Origin of the sequence: Paenibacillus sp. CCS19 (assembly GCF_033239625.1) — a bacterium.
Lineage (GTDB): Bacteria > Bacillota > Bacilli > Paenibacillales > Paenibacillaceae > Paenibacillus_T.
The window spans coordinates 17,613-38,390 of sequence record NZ_BTCK01000051.1; the positions used below are offsets into that span (position 1 = coordinate 17,613).

At 54.9% G+C, this 20,778-nt stretch carries 12 protein-coding genes; 9 read left to right on the forward strand and 3 right to left on the reverse strand.

Features of this window, described 5'->3' with window-relative positions; all coding sequences use genetic code 11:
- Positions 1-128: 128 nt before the first annotated feature.
- Complete coding sequence (locus tag SBI19_RS25090) at positions 129-1,370, reverse strand: S-layer homology domain-containing protein (protein ID WP_317972266.1); 1,242 nt, start codon at positions 1,368-1,370, stop codon at positions 129-131.
- A gap of 360 nt (positions 1,371-1,730) precedes the next feature.
- Positions 1,731-3,728 carry a beta-galactosidase gene (locus SBI19_RS25095; protein ID WP_317972267.1) on the reverse strand — a complete coding sequence of 666 codons (1,998 nt, stop codon included), beginning with the start codon at positions 3,726-3,728 and terminating at the stop codon, positions 1,731-1,733.
- A 235-nt stretch (positions 3,729-3,963) separates the two neighbouring features.
- On the opposite strand from SBI19_RS25095, the gene SBI19_RS25100 reads away from it, so the two are divergent.
- From SBI19_RS25100 to SBI19_RS25140, 9 genes are all read left to right on the forward strand, one after another.
- A complete protein-coding gene (locus tag SBI19_RS25100; protein ID WP_317972268.1) occupies positions 3,964-4,923 on the forward strand; it encodes an ABC transporter permease in 960 nt (319 codons plus the stop codon).
- A gap of 37 nt (positions 4,924-4,960) precedes the next feature.
- Complete coding sequence (locus SBI19_RS25105) at positions 4,961-5,845, forward strand: carbohydrate ABC transporter permease (RefSeq protein ID WP_317972269.1); 885 nt, start codon at positions 4,961-4,963, stop codon at positions 5,843-5,845.
- Between the two features lie 105 nt (positions 5,846-5,950).
- On the forward strand, positions 5,951-7,579 hold the full coding sequence (locus tag SBI19_RS25110; RefSeq protein ID WP_317972270.1) for an extracellular solute-binding protein: 1,629 nt from the start codon (positions 5,951-5,953) through the stop codon (positions 7,577-7,579).
- Positions 7,580-8,560: 981 nt separating this feature from the next.
- Positions 8,561-10,894 carry a helix-turn-helix domain-containing protein gene (locus SBI19_RS25115; RefSeq protein WP_317972271.1) on the forward strand — a complete coding sequence of 778 codons (2,334 nt, stop codon included), beginning with the start codon at positions 8,561-8,563 and terminating at the stop codon, positions 10,892-10,894.
- 140 nt (positions 10,895-11,034) lie between these two features.
- Positions 11,035-13,680 (forward strand): exo-rhamnogalacturonan lyase family protein, encoded by a 2,646-nt coding sequence (locus SBI19_RS25120; RefSeq protein ID WP_483312335.1) that lies wholly within the window; start codon positions 11,035-11,037, stop codon positions 13,678-13,680.
- Positions 13,680-14,366, forward strand: a complete 687-nt coding sequence (locus SBI19_RS25125) for a DUF1961 family protein (RefSeq protein ID WP_317972272.1) — start codon at positions 13,680-13,682, stop codon at positions 14,364-14,366. The genes SBI19_RS25120 and SBI19_RS25125 overlap by 1 nt, the downstream gene beginning before the upstream one ends.
- 17 nt (positions 14,367-14,383) lie before the next feature.
- A complete protein-coding gene (locus tag SBI19_RS25130; protein ID WP_317972273.1) occupies positions 14,384-15,193 on the forward strand; it encodes a polysaccharide deacetylase family protein in 810 nt (269 codons plus the stop codon).
- A gap of 148 nt (positions 15,194-15,341) precedes the next feature.
- Positions 15,342-16,616 carry a rhamnogalacturonan lyase family protein gene (locus SBI19_RS25135; protein ID WP_317972274.1) on the forward strand — a complete coding sequence of 425 codons (1,275 nt, stop codon included), beginning with the start codon at positions 15,342-15,344 and terminating at the stop codon, positions 16,614-16,616.
- A gap of 382 nt (positions 16,617-16,998) precedes the next feature.
- Entirely contained in the window at positions 16,999-19,284 is a 2,286-nt protein-coding gene (locus SBI19_RS25140; protein WP_317972275.1) for a glycoside hydrolase family 88/105 protein, read from the forward strand.
- A gap of 510 nt (positions 19,285-19,794) precedes the next feature.
- On the opposite strand, the gene SBI19_RS25145 is transcribed toward SBI19_RS25140, so the two are convergent.
- Positions 19,795-20,724 (reverse strand): helix-turn-helix domain-containing protein, encoded by a 930-nt coding sequence (locus SBI19_RS25145; RefSeq protein ID WP_317972276.1) that lies wholly within the window; start codon positions 20,722-20,724, stop codon positions 19,795-19,797.
- Between the last annotated feature and the right edge of the window lie 54 nt (positions 20,725-20,778).

Sequence of the window (20,778 nt, forward strand, 5' to 3'; positions counted from 1 at the left end):
GGTGCAGGAATATCTAACCAATCGGCTGGCTCGCAGTGGTTCTAGTACTTAATACCTGTATAACATAGGCCAAAATAATAAAATGCCTAGCTCTCAGAGAGCCGGGCATTTTATTTTTTCGCAACTTTTTATTGCTTGATCGCGGCAATCGAGAAGCTGACGGTCTTCGCCGCGCTGTCGACGAGCAGGCTGACATGATCGGTGCCGACCGTAATCTGTTTGGAGGCGAGCGGACGTCCAGCTTCGATCTCCGTGCACACCGCATCGAACCATTGGTTGAAGGCGCTGGCATAATAGCCGAACAGCGTATTGGCGAACAAGGTGACGGACTCTTTGTTACGCGCCCGCGTGCCGTCACGCAGCACGACGGTAATGCCATAGGTGTTGTACTCGGTGTCGAGCCAGATGGACGTCTCCGGCGTCGTCTTGGCTGACGTCGTGGAGTCGAGCGCCGCTTTCTTCTCTATGCCGTCTTTGAACAGACGGAGCGTGGTTCCTTGCAGATCGTAGTTGCTGCCGCGCAGCTTGCCTGCTTGAAGAAGGACATCATACATGTCCCACATTCGTTTGTCCGGGAATACGACAACTTTCTGGGCGCCTCCGGCAGCAGGAACGAGACGCTGCAGCTTGTCCGCGGAAGGCTGCATTGGAATCCGCTTGCTCGTATCCGTCAGTCGATTCAGAATGACGAGCGCTTCTGCCCGCGTCACGACGTCGCCAACGCCGAACTTGCCGTTCGGGTAGCCCTGCATGATGCCCTTCACCAACACCTCTGCGATAAACTTCTGCATACGATCCGACGCGCTCGTCAGATCGCCGTACGATTGGGCAACCGAGCGGCTGAAGGATTCATCCTCCAGATACTCCGTTTCTTGAAGGGTGTAATAGAGCACCTCAGCCACATTCTCGCGCGTCATGTTGCCCTGGAAATCGCTGTAGCGGCTTTTGTTCAGAAAATGCAAGTCGCTTGCGATATCGATGAAAGGCTTAGCCCAATAGCCTGCCGTACTTGGTTTGAAGTTATAGTAGCGATAGTCCTGCGCAATAATCGTCCGATTCTCCTCGGTTAAGGAGTCGAGGAAGGTTGATTTCCAGCTTCGCTCGCCGTTCGGAAGAAGATCGGAGTAGGATAGAATGAGCATTTTGATAAATTGATCGACCTTCACCGGGTCGTTGGGCCGAAAACTCCCGTCCGGATAGCCATCCAATATGCCTCTTGTGACCATGTCTTCGATTGTTGTCTTGCCCCAATGCTTCGCAATATCCGTGAATACGACAGCTGTAGCCGCTTGCGCAGCTGGCGCGAAGCCGATTCCTCCGCTAACTGCCAGCATCGCGCTGATCGATGCAATTGCGATCCAACGTTTCAATTCGAGCAACCCCCATCATCTATGTGCCGATCGTTTTGCGTCGAAAGCATTAGTTTCCTGCTCCCATTCGACATTACCTAGATAACCACAATATGGTGCGGCTGTGAATTGGCCCTTGCACCTATTGTAAGGTTGAACCATGGTCACATTTGACAGTAAGACTACCCGCCTAAATGATGGTTCAGCCAATGTACTGAAGTCTCGATCTTGGAAAATCGGTCCAGAACACACGTTCCTGTCCGAACGGGTGCAACAAAGTGGATATGAATCAATAAAAGGCTCGATCTCTACGTCATTGTAGTGATCGAGCCCTATTAATAGGAGGTAGAAGATCATATCCCTGGCCAGATGCTGCAGTGTTTAAGCAGACAGCCGAACAACTCGGTACGCATAGCGTTCAACCGCGAGCGGCCCGGCTGCAATCGGCTCACCGGTAATGGCATCGACCGAACCGTTCGGAATGGTAACCGTACCGCCTCGGCCATCCATATTGACGATGACCCATAGCTGGCGTCCGTCGGTCTCGACCCTCGGTGCGACAAGTGTACCGGAGGTGGCGTTTGCGCGAAGCGCAACGCCAGCGCGAGAAGCATAATGATCCAACATGGTGCGAAGCATCAAGTCGCCTTCTTCGCCAGTCGGCATTGCGCCGAGCATGACGACCAAACCGTCGCCGACGCGCTGCTCCGTTAGGAACGATAGCCCTGGCGTCAAGCCTTCCGTAACGCTTCCGACCGACCATGCGCCTCCGTCCCGCGGCTCGAATATGGTGCCCCACATACCGAGCGGCGATCTCACACCGAAGGCTTCGCCGACAGCCCCTGATCCATCAAGCGGATAGGAGAAGACCGCTTCGACTCCGCCCAATTGCTCCAGCCTGCCTAGCGCTGCGTCTGTCGGGATCGAATGCTCCTTCGTCCGTCCGCCTGTGACAGGCCCGACGATCCAGACACCTCCTTGTTCCACGAACGTCATCGCTTTATCGATGAACGTTTCACTGACGTAAGGCAGGAATGGCGTCAGCAGCAGCTTGCGCCCTTCAAGCGCTGCTCCTTCAGGTACGACATCCCGGTGAATGCCCATCGACAGCAACCTTCCATAATAGCCCGTCAACAGCCCTCGGTAGTTCATTCCTTTGAGCGGTTCGGTCGCCATGAATGCCTTCGCTCGATCCGAGTAAACGAGCGCAGCTTCCGCAACCGCCGGTCGTGAACCAAGCAGCAGCGGGGCAAGCATTCGTCTTGCTTGCTCAACCTCGAGCACATTCGTCCAACCAACGGTCGGTTTGCCCCAAGCGCTCAGCGCCGAGCCATGCGGCTGCTCGCAGCCGCTGCGATGCTGCCGCCAATGCCAATAGCAGAACGCATCCGCGCCAAGCGCATACGCCGCGACAGCCTCGGCGGCGACATAACCTTGCGGATGCGGAACGGCAGCGCTCTGAAGCGAGCCGCTGTACGAGGGGCTCGTCTCCATGAGCCAATAGCCGCGGCCCGGCTTGTAGTTGCGGAATAGGTCGCAGTTGATGAGATAAGCGGCATAATTCTCCGCGCTTGCGTAAGTATCGAAGGAAGCGAAGTCCAGCTGTTCGAAGAGCCTTTCATTGTCGACGTGGAAGGCGACGCTGCTGTTATGCGTAATCGGCGCGTATGAGTGACGACGAATGATTCCGGCCTGCTCATCAGCGAATTCCGCAATGCTGGACATACTGAACAGCCGATGGGCCGTCTGCATCGACGAATTGTGCAGGAACGGCGTCGGTCCTGGGTGCGGCACCTGATCGAATCGTTCATACTGCTGGCTCCAGATCGCCGATCCCCAAGCCTCGTTCAACGCATCAATCGTACCGTACCGCTTCTCCAGCCACTCCTGCCACAGATGAAGACAGCTCTGACAGTGGCAAGCTGCCACATGCGCCTTGAACTCATTATCAAGCTGCCAGCCAACAAGCCCCGGCAGCCCACCGACGCTAGCGGCAATCGCTTCTGTAATCAAGGCCGCCCGCCGCCGAAATTCCATATTGTTCGTGCATATATGCTGACGCGAGCCATGCCCCATGACAGCACCGCGTTCATCCACATGCAGCCGTTCCGGATGCTGATGCGTCAGCCAGATCGGCGGTGTCGCTGTCGGCGTACACATGACCGTATCGATGCCTTCGGCGTGAAGTCTAGTGATCACATCTGCAAACAAGCTGACGTCGATCGCGCCTTCTGTCGGTTCCATCGTCGACCAAGCGAATTCACCTAGTCGTACAACGTTGATGCCAGCTTCCTTCATCTTGGCAATATCGTGCAAGATGACCGCTTCGTCCCACAACTCTGGGTACCAGGCTGTCCCATGATACAGCTTCTCACTCATCGTCAAGTCCTCCTGTCTTTGCAGTGCCAACATGCCTCTTCTAATGTAACGAACCCCGCAGCGGCGGGCAATTGCACTTTCTTGAACGCCTTCCGAACAGGCAGAGATAAAGTGCAAAGCATGCACAAATGCCCCATTCCAAAATGTCTAATTGCCGGCAAGGAGCGAGTCGAAGCATACTGAGGCTGCACCACGAAATGGACAATGGATGGACTTTCACAGGAGGTGAACCAAGATGAAGCACAATGCTGTAACGACATCCGCCGCGGCTCAGCGCACCTCCGTTTATCGGCCAAGCATCATGAGTCGATTGAAGCGTGACAAATGGATGTACGCGCTGCTGCTGCCGGGACTGATCTATTTTCTATTATTCAAATACGTTCCGATGTGGGGCGTGCTGCTCGCCTTTAAGAACTATCAGCCGTTTCTCGGGTTCTGGAAGAGCGATTGGGTCGGGTTTGAACATTTTCGATTGTTTTTCACCAATCCGGATTTCTTCATGTTATTGCGCAATACGCTGATCTTGTCATTTTACAACTTACTGTTCTTCTTCCCGGCGCCGATCATCGCCGCGCTTATGTTGAACGAAATCAGAATCGCGTTGTTCAAACGGGCGGTTCAAACGTTGATCTACGTTCCTCACTTTATCTCGATGGTTATCGTAGCCAGCTTGACCTACGTGTTCTTGACAACGGAGGGCGGGGTCGTCAACGAATGGCTGAATGCCCACACGGGCAAAACGATCGATTTTCTGACGAGTCCGGACTGGTTCAGACCGATGATTATCATTCAAACGATCTGGAAGGAATGCGGCTGGGGCACCATTATATTCCTCGCTGCGCTCGCGGCCGTCGATGTAGAGCAATATGAGGCGGCAATCGTGGATGGCGCTAATCGGTGGAAACAAATGTGGCATATCACGCTGCCGGCACTCCGCAGTACGATCGTCATTCTGCTCATCCTGCGTATGGGCCACGTGCTCGACAACGGCTTTGAACAAATCTATCTCATGCTCAATCCTCTTAACCGAGAGAATGCGGAAGTGTTCGATACCTATGTATATATGATGGGTATTACGCAAGGCGCTTTCAGCTACAGTACGGCGGTCGGCCTGTTCAAGGCGGTCGTAGGCGTCATCCTCGTGCTAGGCACGAACTGGCTGGCGAAGCGTTTCGGCCAATCGGGACTGTACTGACAGAAGCCATTACACAACAGAAAGGAGGGCGCTCATCATGGCCAAAACATACCGGACTCCCGCAGGTGTCACCTTCGACGTCTTCAACTACGTCGTGCTCGGACTGTTCGCTGCAGCGGCGATCCTGCCGTTCCTCTATGTCATTGCAGGCTCGTTCGCATCGGATGCGGAGCTGACGAAACGGGCGGTATTTCTGATTCCCGAGACGTTCACGCTGAACGCTTACAAGTTCATTTTCTCAACGGATACGATTGTGAAAAGCATCGGCGTCTCCATCTATGTGACCACGATCGGCACGCTCGTCAACCTTGCATTTACGGTGACGATGGCTTATGCACTCGCCAAACGCGGGCTGATGGGGCGCAATCTCGTTCTTAATCTTGTTATCTTCTCGATGTTGTTCGGCGGCGGCATGATCCCGACGTATCTCGTCATTCGCGATCTGCATCTGCTTGATACATACTGGGCGCTTATGCTCCCAGGGGCCATTAATGCGTTCAACTTGATCATTGTCAAAAACTTCTTCCAAGAGCTCCCGCCGGAGCTGGAGGAGGCGGCGCGTATCGACGGGTGCTCCGAGATCGGACTGCTGCTTCGCATCGTGCTTCCGTTGTCGGCGCCTGTGCTGGCCACCTTTACGCTCTTCTATGCGGTAGGCCATTGGAACGATTTCTTCTCCTCGCTGCTTTACTTGAACGATCCGCAGAAGTGGCCGCTGCAAGTGCTGCTGCGCCAAATTGTTCTATTGTCGCAAGCGGCGGCAGGCGACATGAATTCAATGGACCCGAACTTCGTCAAACCGCCGGAGCAGTCGATCAAAATGGCTGTTATCGTCGTTGGCACCGTACCGATTCTGCTCGTTTATCCGTTTCTGCAAAAGCATTTTGCAAAAGGCGTTCTTCTCGGCTCCGTCAAGGGCTAATGCCCCGAGCCTGCTGTGCGTGAAATCCGCGTTGTACGTAGATAGGATAGCTGTCAACGCGGCTTTACGATATGATACAACTATTCCTATGGGAGGTCGCTTAAGATGAAACGAAATGTGATGGCACGGAAGCGCTTCGCAGCAACTGTATTGGTAGGTACGCTTGTGGCTGGTTCGCTGGCAGCTTGCGGTTCCAGCTCGGATGAGGAAACGAAGGGAAGCACGACCGAACAAACCGAAACTGCAGGCACAGACACGAATACTGCGACAAATACAGAAACAGAAACGCCGAAGCAGCAGGATCCGCTCAAGCTGAACATCATGCTGCCGATTTTCAAAACGAATTTCCCGAAGGATGACAGTCCGGTAGCTGCGCAGATCGAGAAGCTGACGAACTCCGATATTCACTTCGAATGGGTGCCGAACGCATCGTATTCGGATAAGCTCAACATTACGCTCGCATCGGGCAAGCTGCCGTCCATCATCTATATCGATAATGTGAAAGGCGCAAGCTTCGTTAATGCAGCCAAGTCCGGCGCATTCTGGGAGCTGTCGTCATACCTGAAAGATTACAAATTCCTGAGTGCAGCGAATCCAGTCATTCTGAACAACTCCTCCATCGATGGCAAGACGTACGGTCTGTACCGTTCGCGTCCGCTCGGCCGTAACGGCATCGTATTCCGCAAGGATTGGCTGGAGAACGTGGGCCTCAGCGAGCCGAAGACGGTGGACGACTTCTACAACATGCTTAAGGCGTTCAAGGAGAAGGATCCGGATAAGAACGGCCAGAACGATACGTACGGCATGGTACTCGTGAAGTGGACGGGCGGCTGGGCAAGCGGCTTCGATACGATCAAGCTGTGGTTCGGCGCTCCGAACAAGTGGGGCGTGCAAGACGGCAAGCTGGTGCCGGAGTTCGAAACGCCGGGATATATGGAAGCGCTTCGATTCATGAAGAAGCTGTACGACGAGAAGCTGATCAACCAAGATTTCGCGGTGTATGATTCGGCGAAGTGGGTCGATCCAGTCGTCAACAACAAGGCAGGCGTCATCGTTGACGTTATCGATACGGCAGCTCGCATCGACGATAAGATCCATGCAGCGCTGAAAGAAGCGGGTACGGAAGTGCCGGACGATCAGAACTTTATGGACGTTGTCGGCGGCGTAACGGGCGCAGACGGCACTCTGCATACACTGCCAACCTCGGGCTTCGCTGGTATGCTGTCGATTCCGAAATCGTCTGTAAAATCCGAAGATGAGCTGAAGCGCGTGCTTGGCTTCATCGATCAACTGAGCGAGCCGGAGCTTCAGACGCTGGCAAGCTTCGGTCTTGAGGGCACGCACTATACGAAGAGCGGCGATTTCGTAGAACCAAGCAAAGATTCGGTGCTCTTGGAGTCCGAAGTAGAGGGACTTAACCAGATGCTGACGTTCATCCCTGAGACGACGGCGGCGACTGTGAAGCAGACTCCGCTCCGCCTGAAGCAAACGGCGCTGATCAAGGAGAACGAGCAGTTTATCGTACCTAACCCGGCAGAACCATTTATCTCGGAGGTTTACTCGCAGAAAGGTCCTCAGCTGGACAACATCATCAACGACGCCCGCATCAAATACATCGTCGGCCAGCTCGACGAAGCAGGCTTCCTCGCAGCGATCGAGCTGTGGAAGAAAACCGGCGGCAACGATCTTGTAGACGAGATGAACAAACTCTACGCAGCAAGCGGCGGCAAATAATAGAGCAATGATCACGAAGTAGCGCGGGGGAGCATGTTCGACCCTTGACCGGCAAATGAAACAAGACCACTGGCAACCTGCCCCGATGGGCAGTCAGCTAGTGGTCTTTTTGCCGCTCTCAGGAAAGCTGAGCCCCACAGGGTACGAGCTTCCGCCTCCGTCTAACGAACTCAAGGAACGCTATTTGGAGCAAATTCGCTCTCAAGAACTCTGACGAACTCAGATGCGCTTATATGATCTGTTTTCTCGCACGAGGCTCGAATTCCGACCCAATAACGTCAGTAGAGTTCGTTACAACTAATATCGAGCTTTATAGCGACAATTAGCAACGCTGTAGTTCGTTACAGTCATTCGAACATAAGTTGTGCCCCGCAGGGGCACGCGACTCCCAGCTAGCAGTAATGAAAAACACACCAATCAGCTCGAACAAAAGTTGTGCCCCACAGGGGCACGCGGCTCCCAGCACGCAATAACATACCCGCACCACTAAGCTCGAACAAAAGTTGTGCCCCGCAGGGGCACGCGGCTCCCAGCACGCAATAACATACCCGCACCACTAAGCTCGAAAGAAAGTTGTGCCCCACAGGGGCACACGACTCCCGGCACGCAGTATCAAACCAGCGCCTCTGTCCGGCCACCATTCCATTCCGGGGTCCAGGGGTTGGAAACCCATGGGGCCCTCCCTTGCAGGGAGGGTTTGGGTGGGTAGAGAAAATTGGTATGAAGAAGTTATAGAGGCGCAGCCAGAATTTAATTTAGGGGGTTAAAGGGGCGAAGCCCCTTAAATACGGGGGGCCAAGGGGGCACACCCTCTTGAATCCTCCATTGAGGGAGGACTTAGAAGGGTTCACGCCAAAATAGTCCAAACGGCGCAAAATGTTGCAATGACATCGTTGTCATCTGGGTCTTGTTCAATGGAGCGTGTCCCTTTATCCTAGAAGAACGCGCTTACATTTTAAGAATAATGGCTGGTGAGAGAGAATGGGTAATCGCTTCAAGGCATGGCAGGGCATACGCAAGAACCGGCAAACAGGCGGCAAGAGGCGTTTTTATCGCAAGAGCTTGATCGTACTTCTTCTCGTCTCCGGCATACCGGGCCTCATTACAGGCGCACTCGTTTACTGGATGGCGGGGGGGCGGCTCGAGAGCGAGCTGCTGAGCATGCACAATGAACAAATTCAACATCGTGCGCATAATGTGGACGAGCAGCTGTCCAATCTGGAGCTGATGCTATCGCATTGGGCGTTTGATACCAAATTTAATTACACGCTGCGCGATACTGATTTCGTCAGCGATTTCATTCGGTCTCGCGATATTACGAATACATTGCTTGTTATGCAAGGCTCAAACACGATGGTCAAGAAAGTCGAGCTGTACGTGGACGGGAAACAACCCGTATTGTTCGATCCCGAGTTCTCAGAGGCGAGCTCGATGTCGGACACTTACCAAGGGCTGCTCCAATCGGATCGTCAGACTTATTGGACGCAGTGGGCATTCGATGCCGCGCACCCGGACGATAAGGAGCTGACGCTCGTACACCATGTCCCAGGTGGCCAGCTCAAGCCGGTAGGGATGCTGCTGCTTAGACTCGATCACGAGAAGGTCGGCGAATTGCTGCGTACGATGATGCCGTATAATGACGGCGAGACGTTCTTGTTGAAAGATACAGGTGAGCTGTACGGCTCTATCGGAAGCGAACCCGAATCCGATTTTGTAAACGCTTTAACGGAAGTCGTGCACAAACGCGGGACAGGCGAAGGCTCGTTCTTCTTCGACTGGGGCGGCAAGACGTACACCGTCACGTATGGCCACTTCTCCCGCATTCAAGACGAGTGGAGCTATGTGTCGGCATCGCCGATTTCGACCATCACAGCTCCGGTCATGTTCATCTCGAAGCTGATTCTGATCGTAAGCGGCAGCGCGCTGTTAATCGCAGCCGTGCTTGCATGGCTTGCATCCCGGAGCATTTATTCGCCGATCGACCGTCTCGTGCGGCTACTCACTGCAGGCAAGCCGATGTCGGAAGAGAAGGAAGACGAGTTCGCGATGATCGAGCGGCAGTGGCAACTGCTCAGCAGCGAGAGCCGCGAGCTTCACACGAGATGGGCAGAGCAGCTTCCGCAGGTCAAAGAGAGCTTCCTGCATCAATTGCTGCAGGGTTATCTCTACGCGTACTCCGAGCAGGAGCTGCAGAAGCGGATGGAGCGGTACAAGTGGGAAGTGCAGGGTCGCACGTATCTCGTGCTGTACGTGCAGTTGACAGGCATTGCGAATATGGATGGCAAATTCCGCTACGGGGACGAGGGGCTCGTTACTTTTGCTGCAGTAAACGTAATCGAAGAGCTGGCGTCCCGCCACTACGAGCAGAGCAGCGTGGTCAACTTCCATGATCTATCGGCAGCGCTGCTGATAGTCGTAGCGAATGAGGAGTCCTATGAGGATAATATTCGAGCGTATTGCGCAGAGCTGACAGATGCGGTTAATCGGATGCTGCAGATGCAGGTAACGATAGCCATCAGCCGTCCGACTCATCGCATTGCGGATATTCCGTTGGCGTTCGAGAATGCCAAGCAGGCAGCAGGCTACCGAAGCGTTGAGAGCGGCAACGGCATTGTCGATATCGAAGCGTTGGATGACAGCGGCAAGGACGGGCCGGAGTTTACGTATCCGTTCACGCTGGAGCGCGAATTCGTGCAAGCGCTTCGCACCGGTCAAGAGGATGAAGCGAACCGTCTTCTCGATGCGTTCATTCGTGCATTGGCGGTGAAAGGCGCGAAGGAATTCGATGTGCAGCAGGGGATGCTTCATCTGCTTGGCAGCGTGCAGCATGCGATTATGGTGTCCGGCATTTACCCAGGACGGCTGTTCAAGGGGGCTAACCTATACGAGCAGCTGTCACAAATGCGTGAACCTGAGCGGCTCGCAGATCTGTTCCGTGACAAAGTCATTGTTCCGTTCTTGAAGGAGCTTGGCGAGCGGTCGCACAGCCAGACGAAACGAATGATCGAAGGGGCGATGCTCTACCTTCAGCAGCATTATATGCGCGACGTGTCGCTGGACAGCTGCGCGGACCATATCGGGACGAACCCGTTCTATTTGAGCAAGATGTTCAAGCAAGTAACAGGCAAAAACTTTATCGACTATCTGACGGAGCTTCGGCTTGAGAGAGCGAAGGAGCTGCTCCGCGAATCGGAGCTGAAGATCAACTGTGTCGCCGAGCAGGTCGGCTACCAACACAGTTACTTTAACCGAATCTTCAAGAAGACGGAGGGCATCACGCCAAGCCGTTACCGGGAGATGAGCCGCAGCTCGTAGCTATTGCAAAATAGAGCAAGTCCGACAATAAAGTGCAAGTCTGCCGCAGCCCGCCAGACAAGAATGTTTCATTGCCCGCAAGCAGGCGCTTCTATACGATGAAGGGGAACATTCGCCATAGCGAGGGAGATGAAGTCATAATGTCCACAGAAACGACGGGATTGACGAGCATTGCACTGCATCGGCTGCATGCAGCCGGCCAAGGGGTAATGAAGCTGCCTTCGGCCGGCGTGACGTGGGGAATTCCTTGGCGGGAAGGAGAGCTGTCGCGAAGCGACAAGCTCGAGCTCTTATCCAACGTTAGCAATAAACAACTGCCGATGCAGAGCTGGTGGGCGGCTTATTGGCCGGATGGAAGTGTCAAATGGTCGGCTCATGCGGCTGTTATTGATGGGATAGAGGACGGCGGATTCGAGCTGCGCCGCCTGTCGGAAGAGGTTGCAGCTGCTCCGCCTTCGACAGCGATAACAGTATCGGAGACGGACGAGACGATTACGCTCGACACCGGCATGATCGTATGTACGCTGAACAAGCAGGGCGATCGTCTCATTCGATCGGTCGTGAGAGATGGGCTTCCAGTGTGCGAAGGCGCTGATCTGGTCTGCTTGAAAGAGACGATCAGCGGCGTATCCGGCGTACGAACCGTACGCGAGGAGCCATTCCGCGGCATCATTCGGACGGCTGTTATTGAACAGACGGGACCGATTCGGGCGGTCGTGCGTTTTGACGGGCGTCATCGTTCGACGGGCCGCTCGTCGATGTGGATTCCTTTTACGCTTCGAATGTACGTGTATGCGGGATCGGATCAGATTCGGCTCGTTCATACGTTCTTTTATGACGGCAATCCGAATGAGGACTTTATTAAAGGGCTTGGCGTGTCGTTCCGCATCCCGATGCGCGGACCGCTGTATAACCGGCATGTGCGTTTCGCGGGTGACTCCGCCATGTTCGCCGAGTCGCCGAAGACGCTGCATACGCGCAGGACGAAGGGCAAATACCGCGAGCTGTTCGAGCAGCAAACGGCGGGCGAGATGGTTGAATTCGATGAGTTGGAGGACAGTTATTTCCTAAGTCTTCTTGATGATTCAGCGGTATGGGACGGCTTCAAGCTCGTCCAGGACTCGGCCGATCATTATCGGATCGCGAAGCGGACGCATGAGGGCTGCAGCTGGCTGCGTTCGGCAGAAGGGCGCAGAGCCGGGGGGCTTAGCTACGTTGGCGGAGAAGGCGGCGGTCTTGCGGCAGGTCTTCGCGATTTCTGGCAAAAGCATCCGTCCGGCATGGAGGTTACAGGCCTGTCCGAACAAACAGCGTCGCTCACCGTATGGCTCTGGTCGCCGGATGTGCAAGCGATGGATCTGCGTCATTACGATACGCGGACGCATGTGGAATCTTCTTATGAAGGCGCGGAAGAGCTGCGTGCAACGCCATATGGCGTTGCGAACACAAACGAAATTAACATTTGGTGTTTAAGCAGCACACCGAATAACGAACAACTGGAAGGGATGCTCACGCTGTCTCAATCGCCGGAGCTGCTCGTCTGCGAGCCGGCCTATTATCGCCGAGCTGGCGCCTTCGGCATTTGGAGCTTGCCGGACCGCAGCACGGCGGCGAAGGCGGAGCTGGAGGATCGGCTGGACGGCATCATCGCGTTCTACCAAGCAGAGGTCGAGCAGCGCCGCTGGTACGGGCTGTGGGATTACGGCGACTTCATGCACAGCTATGATCCGGTGCGGCATGTGTGGAATTACGATCTAGGCGGATGCGCATGGCAGAATACGGAGCTGGCGCCGAATATGTGGCTGTGGTACATGTTCCTGCGGTCCGGACGGCATGACATCTTCCGGATGGCGGAGGCGATGACGCGTCATACGAGCGAAGTCGACGTGTATCATTTTGGCGAATATGCGGGTCTAGGTTCTCGTCACAACGTTGTTCATTGGGGCTGCGGCTGCAAGGAAGCTCGCATCGCAATGGCGGGGCTGCATCGTTATTATTACTACCTGACGGCGGATGAGCGAATCGGCGAGCTGATGGACGATGTGAAGGACGCGGATTATGCAACGGTGACGCTTGATCCAATGCGTGCGTATTTTCCTCCTGACGAGCATCCGACGCATATTCGGGTCGGTCCGGACTGGGCGGCGTTCAGCTCGAACTGGATGACGCGTTGGGAACGGTACGAGGACGAGGTTTATCGGAACAAAATCATGACCGGCATCGACTGCATCAAGGCGGCCAAATATCGTCTTATCTCGGGGCCGACGTACGGTTATGATCCGGCGACGAGCAAGCTTACGCCGATGGGCGACGACAACTGGGGCCGCCATCTGGCGATCTGCATGGGCGGACCGCAAGTCTGGCTGGAGATGGCGGATATGCTGAAGGATCCGGAATGGGAAGATATGCTGGCGGAATTCGGCGTTTATTACAATCTATCGCAGGAGCGGAAGGATCTTGTCACGAATGGAGAAGTGAGCACGGCAAGGTTCGAGCATCCGGTGCTCAGCATCGCGCTCGTCGCTTATGGCGCGGCTAGAAGGAAGGATGAGGAGACCGCGCAGACGGCCTGGTCGATACTGCTCGGCAATCCGTTCGCGCGCGTTCGGCTGCTCGAAGAGGCGGCTGATGTGTGCCAAGTCGGACCGCTCCGCGAGATCGATTGGATCAATACGAATGAAGCGGCGCAATGGTCATTGAACACGATCATGAGCTTAGAACTGATCGCAGACGCTCTTCCAGAATCGCTCTATACCGCAGTGGCTCAAACAACGGGGACGAAGTGATGATGCAGAAGGCTGGCATTCCAGAAGACTGGCGGCTGCTGTATCGCAATCCGCTGGCATCCGTTGACGACATTAGCGAATTCGTTATGGAGGGCGATGGCGCTGCGAGCTTCCCGATGGGGCGCATGCGATTGGAGAGCCGCCGAGATCCTGAAGAAGGACAGCAGGCGAACTTCGTCCTCTGGTGCCCAGAACAGTTTCCATCGGATGTCGCATTATCCTGGCGGTTTCGACCTCTTCGGGAACCGGGTCTTGCGATCCTATTCTTCGCGGCGCGCGGAGCGGGAGGGCTGGATCTGTTCGATCCCGCTCTTCCCGTTCGCACGGGGCCTTATGAGCAGTATCATCACGGCGAGATGGATGCTTACCATCTGTCTTATTTTCGCCGGCGATGGCCAGAGGAACGGCAATTTCATACCTGCAATTTGCGCAAAAGCTACGGCTTCCATCTGGTCGCCCAGGGCGCTGATCCGATACCGGACGTTAGCGACGTTAACGCTTGTTATGAGCTGCTGCTCGTGCGGAGAGGGGCGTCTATTACGTTCTCCGTGAACGGATTGCCGCTGCTCGCTTGGGAGGACGACGGTACAATTGGCGGACCAGCGCTTGGCGGCGGACGAATTGGATTTCGCCAGATGGCGCCGTTGATTGCGGAGTATTCGAACTTAGAAGTGTATGGACCATAATCGTAAGGAGGCAGAAGATGAATTCGAGAATTACGGTTTGTTTTCCAGGCGGCAGACACAAGGCGCTGACGATGAGCTACGATGACGGGACGATTGCAGATCGGCGGCTCGTTGACATTTTTAACCGCAATGGCATTAAAGGGACGTTTCATCTGAACTCGGGGCTGTTCGGACAGCACAATCGGATTGGGGCAGAGGAAGCGCGTGCATTGTATGAAGGGCATGAAGTGTCGGCTCATACGGTTACGCATCCGACGATTGCGAGAAGTCCGCAGGAAGCGCTCGTGTATGAGGTAATGGAGGATCGTCGTAATCTGGAGCGGCTAGTGGGCTATACGGTGCGGGGCATGTCGTATCCGAATGGTTCGTACAACCGTGCGATCAAAGAGACGCTGCCGGTGCTTGGCATCGAATATTCCCGCGTCGTGCCGTCGACAGGCCACTTCGGCATGCCGGACGATTGGTATGAGTGGATGCCGACCTGTCATCACAAGCATGATCTGATGAGCAAAGCCGAGGCGTTCATGGAGCTGCACAAGTCGCAGTATTTGTATTTGATGTACGTGTGGGGGCACAGCTACGAGTTCGACAACGATAACAATTGGAACGTAATCGAACAGTTCTGCGAATATGCAGGCGGCAGAGATGACATCTGGTATGCGACGAATATCGAGATCGTGGACTATATGAAGGCGTTCCGTCAGTTGAAGTTCTCGGCTTCGTTGGAATTCGTCTACAATCCGTTGGCAAGCAGCGTCTGGCTGAACGTGAACGGTACGATCGTAGAGGCGAAGGGCGGCGTGCAGACGTCGTTGTTGTTAGATTAGCGGTTAATTATTGAAAGATAAGTGAGATGACAGTAACTGATATCTGATATAGCACGGAATAACAACGTTGGTTTATGGTAACGGACAGTTTCATGAGCACAGTACATAGCAGCATTCAGAGCGGTTAATGACAGGGGGACGAACGGCAATGACAACGGTAGGAGCAAATCAGAAGGCGGCAATTGGCATTGGATCGATCGACATTAAGGCTGCAGGACCACGCTGCAAAATGCTCATCGGCGATCTCAACGGAGACGGGCGCATGGAGCTGCTGCTCGCTCAACCGGATAACCGGCAGGATGTACGTTATATCCCGCATCAGGTTCAATGTCTGACCGCCTATGATTTGAATGGCAAACTGCTCTGGCAGACAGGTACGCCTGACCCGGGAGCGGGAAGCCAAGGCTCGGATTACCCTGTGCAAATCTATGATATCGACGGTGACGGCAAGCTTGAAGTGCTGTGCGTTATGAACAGCCAGTTCGTCATCCTCGACGGCGCGACGGGCGAACGCAAGGCCGTTCATGAGCTGCCGAGCGAGCATGCGCATGATTGCATCATTATCGCCAATTTAACGGGCGGGCCGCATGCTTCCGACATCATTCTGAAGGATCGTTATCATCGGATGTGGGCGATGGATGCTAACTTCAATCTGTTGTGGACGCATGAAGGGAATCCTGGTCATTTTCCATGGGTGTACGATCTGAATGGCGATGGCCTCGATGAAGTCATGGCGGGTTACGATCTGCTGGATGCGAAGGGGCAGCTGCTGTGGAGCTGCCACGATCTCGATGACCATGCCGACTGCATCTGGGTTGGCGATGTGAATGGGGACGGCAAGCCGGAGCTTGTGATCGGCGGAAGCGTCACGGTTATGTATGATGCGGAGGGACAAGAGCTGTGGCGATATGAAGGTTCCGTCGAATCGCAGCATGTGGCCCTCGGCCGATTCCGTCCGGAGCTGCCTGGCTTGCAGGTGGCTGGGCTTGATCGACTTGTTCGCGAAGACGACGGCGCAGGCAAGCAAGGGAAGGACGCGCTGTTCCTGCTGGATTCGGAAGGCCGCGAGCTGTGGAAGGAAGAACGCAAGACGCCGGGCTGGCTGACCATTGCGGAGACGCTGCAGCATTGGGAGGCAGATGCTCCTGACTACATACTCGCTTATCGTCGGGGCGGCGGCGTCTATCCGACGCTGTATGACGGTCATCTGAACGAAGTCGTTCATTTCCCGGCGGACGGCTATGCCGTTCATGCCGATCTGCTCGGAACGGGAACGGAGCAGGTCATTATTTACAATGATGAGCGCGCTGTTCTGTTTGCCAGCCAGCCGTTGGACCTGGCGAGTGCACCGTCAGGCGTGCCGATCGCTCAGCCGAAACGGCTGTACAGCTCGACGCTGTATCCGGGCGGGCAGATCAGTTGATTGTTAATAGATACGGATCAGGGATCGGTGATTAGCGATCGCCGATTGATTACAGAACACGGCGGCCGTGATAGGTGCCCCCCGAATGGCTGCAGAACACGGCGATATGACCATCATACGTCTAACGGATGTCACAGAGGTTATTCGGTGATTTAGAGCGCATTTCCAGCATTAACGGTTCTTATGAGGTTATTTGGCCCAAATAGGAGCTTACCTCACTCAATTTTAACTTAATAAGCTCTCCTAGAACCGTTAGGGTTTGAACAGAAGCCTTTCATAGCGAATAAGCGCTGTGGCAACCCATTAGCGTGTGTGAACGTGCTGTTTCTACTGTTCATTGGTTACTAGCTTGCAACGACTTTCCATGAGAGGCGGGATTGCGATGAGGTATTTCGAAGAACATGAGTCTATTGCGCTGCGTGCCGCAGGTGACGATAAGCTGATTCTATCTGCGGTGGCCGGACGGTTCGCAGGAGCGCATCCGAAGCTTCCTCCCGTCTATCGGGCGTACGATGAGGGAGGTTTTCCGCGCGGCGAGGATTACCGATACGAGATGAATCTGGCGGCGATCTGGCCGGAGTTAGCGGATGGTCAGCATGTCTATATTTGGGGCAAAGTGTGGAGCGACAATGACGGCGAGCTTCCATTCACCGTGAGCTGCTACAGTCCGCTACGGGTGTTCGTGAATGGGACGCCACGATTTACTTCGAACTTGAATGATGATGTGTTCCCTGATCGCAAAGTATACTTCCGAACCGCGCTGCGTCAGGGCTGGAACGATATTGTGCTGGAATGCGTGAGCACGGGAACGGGCTGCGGGGCGATCTTCGGCACTGGCAGCGTGAAGGGCTTCCCGATGCATGCGATACATCCCCTGCCGGAGCGTGCCGGTGCTGAGGGCTGGGCCTATAGCGAGCCGCAGCCTCAAGCCTGGCAGGCTGTGCCTGGCGCGGAGGAGTGGGCGAGCGTGGAAGCGCAGCTGCTGGATGCTTCGCCTTCACAAGAGCGTGCCCTAAGCTGGCATCCGAAACGGGAATGGTCGGATGAGCAACAGGCAGCGGGCTGCTTCGCTCGATTGTACGGCGGCAGCGGCAGCGATATACCTGGTCATGAGGCGCTCGCATGGGCTTCGCTTCATCAAGATCGCGCGGACAACGAGCCGATCACACTAAGCGGTATGCACAATGGACCATTCACATTGTTCGTCGATGGTGTTCCTACATTTCGCACCCAGTTGGATGAAGGCGCTTGGTGCGTAGAGCTGTCGCTTGGTTTCGGCCGGCATGAGCTGGTCATTCACTCGCGGTGCAGCGGCGGTCAATGGGGCTTTACCGCTGAACTTCAGTGTGGCGGGGATAGCAGAGGGCTTGCCCGTTTGGAGAGACCATACCCAGTGGCAGGTGTGCCAGAAGGAGAGGTATGGCTGTATCGGGGGCTATATGCGGCAGGCTGTAGTCCGACAGCATCGGATGTTACACGGATTGACTATTGTTCGAATAGCGATCATCGCGATGCGTCCTTCTGGCGTATCGACCGGCCCGATACGTTCGTCAGACCGTATTTGGAAAATGGCATTTTCGGCAGATGGAACTATCCGCTCGGCGTAACACTGTACGGCATTATGGGAGCGGGCGAAGCAGTCGGCAATCCGCATTTTACCGAATATGCGATCGATCATATTGAACAATGCTCAGCGATGCATGCGTATGCGATGAAGGATACGCTGCGGTGGGGCTCTCCGGGCGTTAATCACCAATTGTCGTTGATGGACAGTCTGGATGACTGCGGCTCGTTCGGCGCAGCGATGCTGGAGGCGCACAAACGGCGCCCTGTCCACGGAGCGGAGGGCGCTGCGGCACATATTGCGCATTACATTACGCATGTACAGGACCGTACGTCTGAGGGGGCGCTGTATCGAACGCGTGGAACGACCGACTTCATGCAGAAGACGATGTGGTGCGACGACTTGTACATGAGCACGCCGTTTCTGACCAAGTACTACGAGCTGACGGGCGATATCTCCTATCTAGATGATGCAGCGTCGCAGTTTCTATTGTACAAGCAGCGGTTGTTCATGCCAGAGCGCGGCATTATGCATCACGTCTATGATTTCAAGTTCGATAAACCCAATGGCGTTCCGTGGGGAAGGGGGAATGGCTGGGTGCTGTTCTCGCTGACGGAGCTGCTGGCTGTCATGCCGCAGGAGCATCGGCAACGCCCAGAGCTGCTCACCATGTTCCGTGAGCTATGCGAAGGATACATCCGGCTGCAGGATGAGCAGGGATTGTGGCATCAAGTGCTAACCGATCCTACCTCGTATGCGGAAGCCTCTTGCACGTCGATGTTCATCTACAGCTTTACACGCGGCGTCCGCTTCGGCTGGCTCACGGAGCCTGAACGTTTCACAGCGGCAGCGCTTCGAGGCTGGGACGGATTAACCCGTCGCTGCATCGATCGGCACGGCAACGTGTATGGCGTATGCAGAGGCTCCGGCTATTCCTTCGCGGCGCACTATTACCGGGATCAGCTCTCCTGGCAGCTGAACGATACGCACGGTGTCGGCATCGTGCTGTTAGCAGGAGTAGAGACGTTGAAGCTGCGGGATTATATGATGAATGTCTCTGCTCTGCGGCAGTCCGGTGCGGCTGCGACTTCTGCAACAGTATAGCGTCCCCGTCACTCATGCGTCTGATTTAACCCTAACGGACTGAGATGACGCTAATGTGCTGAGAATGCCTAGTGTGGAATCTAACGGACTTGAGAGGCGCTATTTGCTGTGTTATCTATGCAAACGGCGAATTTCATAGTGTGTAAGGTTAGCTGAGTCCGTTAGCGCAGAGAATGAGACGATATCGGGACAATAAGGTTGCTGGGGTCCGTTAGACTGGTGAGGATTAGGGAGCAAGGTTCACGAATGTCAGCATAGCAGGGACTGAGCCCCGAACACCTAGTGCCTAGTACTGAGCACCGAGTACCGAATACTGAGCGCCGAGTACTGAGCACCGAGTACCGAGTTGCTAGCAACGAGCACCGAGTATAGTTAGCACTTATACGTTTGAGGATCGGCGCAGACTCAACCTCGTGCTAGTCCGAACACAATACGACAACGCATAACAGCCTCAGAACCGTTAATCACAAGCGGGTTTCTGAGGCTGTTTCTATGTGTCAGCTTTAAAAATCACGAGTTTGTCGTCGTCTGCTGCCGTCGATAATCGCTTGGCGAGACGCCTGTCCAGCGCTTGAACTGACGGCTGAAGTGGGCGATGTCACGATAGCCGAGCACAGATGAGATCGTCTGCACCGGCAGCTGCGGATCCGCGAGCAGCAGCTTCGCTTCATCAAGCACTAGCTCGGACAAATAAGCGCGCGGCGACTGCCCGTATACATGGCGGAATACGCGGTTACAATGCGACACGCTGATGCCGAGTTCTTCGGCAATATCATCGATGCCGTAATGCTTGTCGCCTACTTCATCGACGTGTTCAGCGCTGCTTTTGAAGGTTCGGCCCGCAATGGTCTGCAGCCGGCTGCGAATCCGATTCGCCAGCTCGAAGCGCTCGTAGTTGTCGGCTGACAGGCTGACTGCTTCCTGCGACAGCGCCTCCAGCAGGTTGCCGAACAACTCGAATGCGGCAGACTGCAGCCGCATTCTTGTCACGATGGAGGCATCGTCATCTTCCCCTGCGATCGTGATCAGCTTGTGCAGCACGGGCACGACCTGCGTCGTCAGCTGGCCGCCGCTAGCAAACAGCACCTGCTTCATGCGGGCGAGGAGCGACAGAAACAGATGGTCATCAATATTGAAATGAAGACAGAAATACATAAAGGGCTTTCCGTTCGCGCTTCGGCTCGAATGCTCTTCGCCCGGACGGATCAGGATCAGATCGCCTGCCTTCTGCATATACGGCGTACCATTAACGGTCATTAACTGCTCGCCTTCAAGCAAATAGTTGATTTCGTACTGCGAATGTTCATGCATGGGATATTCCCAATCGCCGTCGACTTGCCGCATATGAACGAAATATAGATTAACCGTAGTCTTCACATTAGGAAACATAAACGCCTTAAAACTGCTGCCAATCGCGAGTGGGAGATAAGGTGCTGACATGGATGCGACGCCTCCTGACAAGCTGATATCTTCGAATATCTTCGAGTATAACGC

Bases quoted from the DNA above. Each gene is read 5' to 3' on its own strand.
- SBI19_RS25095 (WP_317972267.1), bottom strand. From the start codon at position 3,728: ATGAGTGAGAAGCTGTATCATGGGACAGCCTGGTACCCAGAGTTGTGG.
- SBI19_RS25100 (WP_317972268.1), top strand. From the start codon at position 3,964: ATGAAGCACAATGCTGTAACGACATCCGCCGCGGCTCAGCGCACCTCC.
- SBI19_RS25105 (WP_317972269.1), top strand. From the start codon at position 4,961: ATGGCCAAAACATACCGGACTCCCGCAGGTGTCACCTTCGACGTCTTC.
- SBI19_RS25110 (WP_317972270.1), top strand. From the start codon at position 5,951: ATGAAACGAAATGTGATGGCACGGAAGCGCTTCGCAGCAACTGTATTG.
- SBI19_RS25115 (WP_317972271.1), top strand. From the start codon at position 8,561: ATGGGTAATCGCTTCAAGGCATGGCAGGGCATACGCAAGAACCGGCAA.
- SBI19_RS25120 (WP_483312335.1), top strand. From the start codon at position 11,035: ATGTCCACAGAAACGACGGGATTGACGAGCATTGCACTGCATCGGCTG.
- SBI19_RS25125 (WP_317972272.1), top strand. From the start codon at position 13,680: ATGATGCAGAAGGCTGGCATTCCAGAAGACTGGCGGCTGCTGTATCGC.
- SBI19_RS25130 (WP_317972273.1), top strand. From the start codon at position 14,384: ATGAATTCGAGAATTACGGTTTGTTTTCCAGGCGGCAGACACAAGGCG.
- SBI19_RS25135 (WP_317972274.1), top strand. From the start codon at position 15,342: ATGACAACGGTAGGAGCAAATCAGAAGGCGGCAATTGGCATTGGATCG.
- SBI19_RS25140 (WP_317972275.1), top strand. From the start codon at position 16,999: ATGAGGTATTTCGAAGAACATGAGTCTATTGCGCTGCGTGCCGCAGGT.
- SBI19_RS25145 (WP_317972276.1), bottom strand. From the start codon at position 20,724: ATGTCAGCACCTTATCTCCCACTCGCGATTGGCAGCAGTTTTAAGGCG.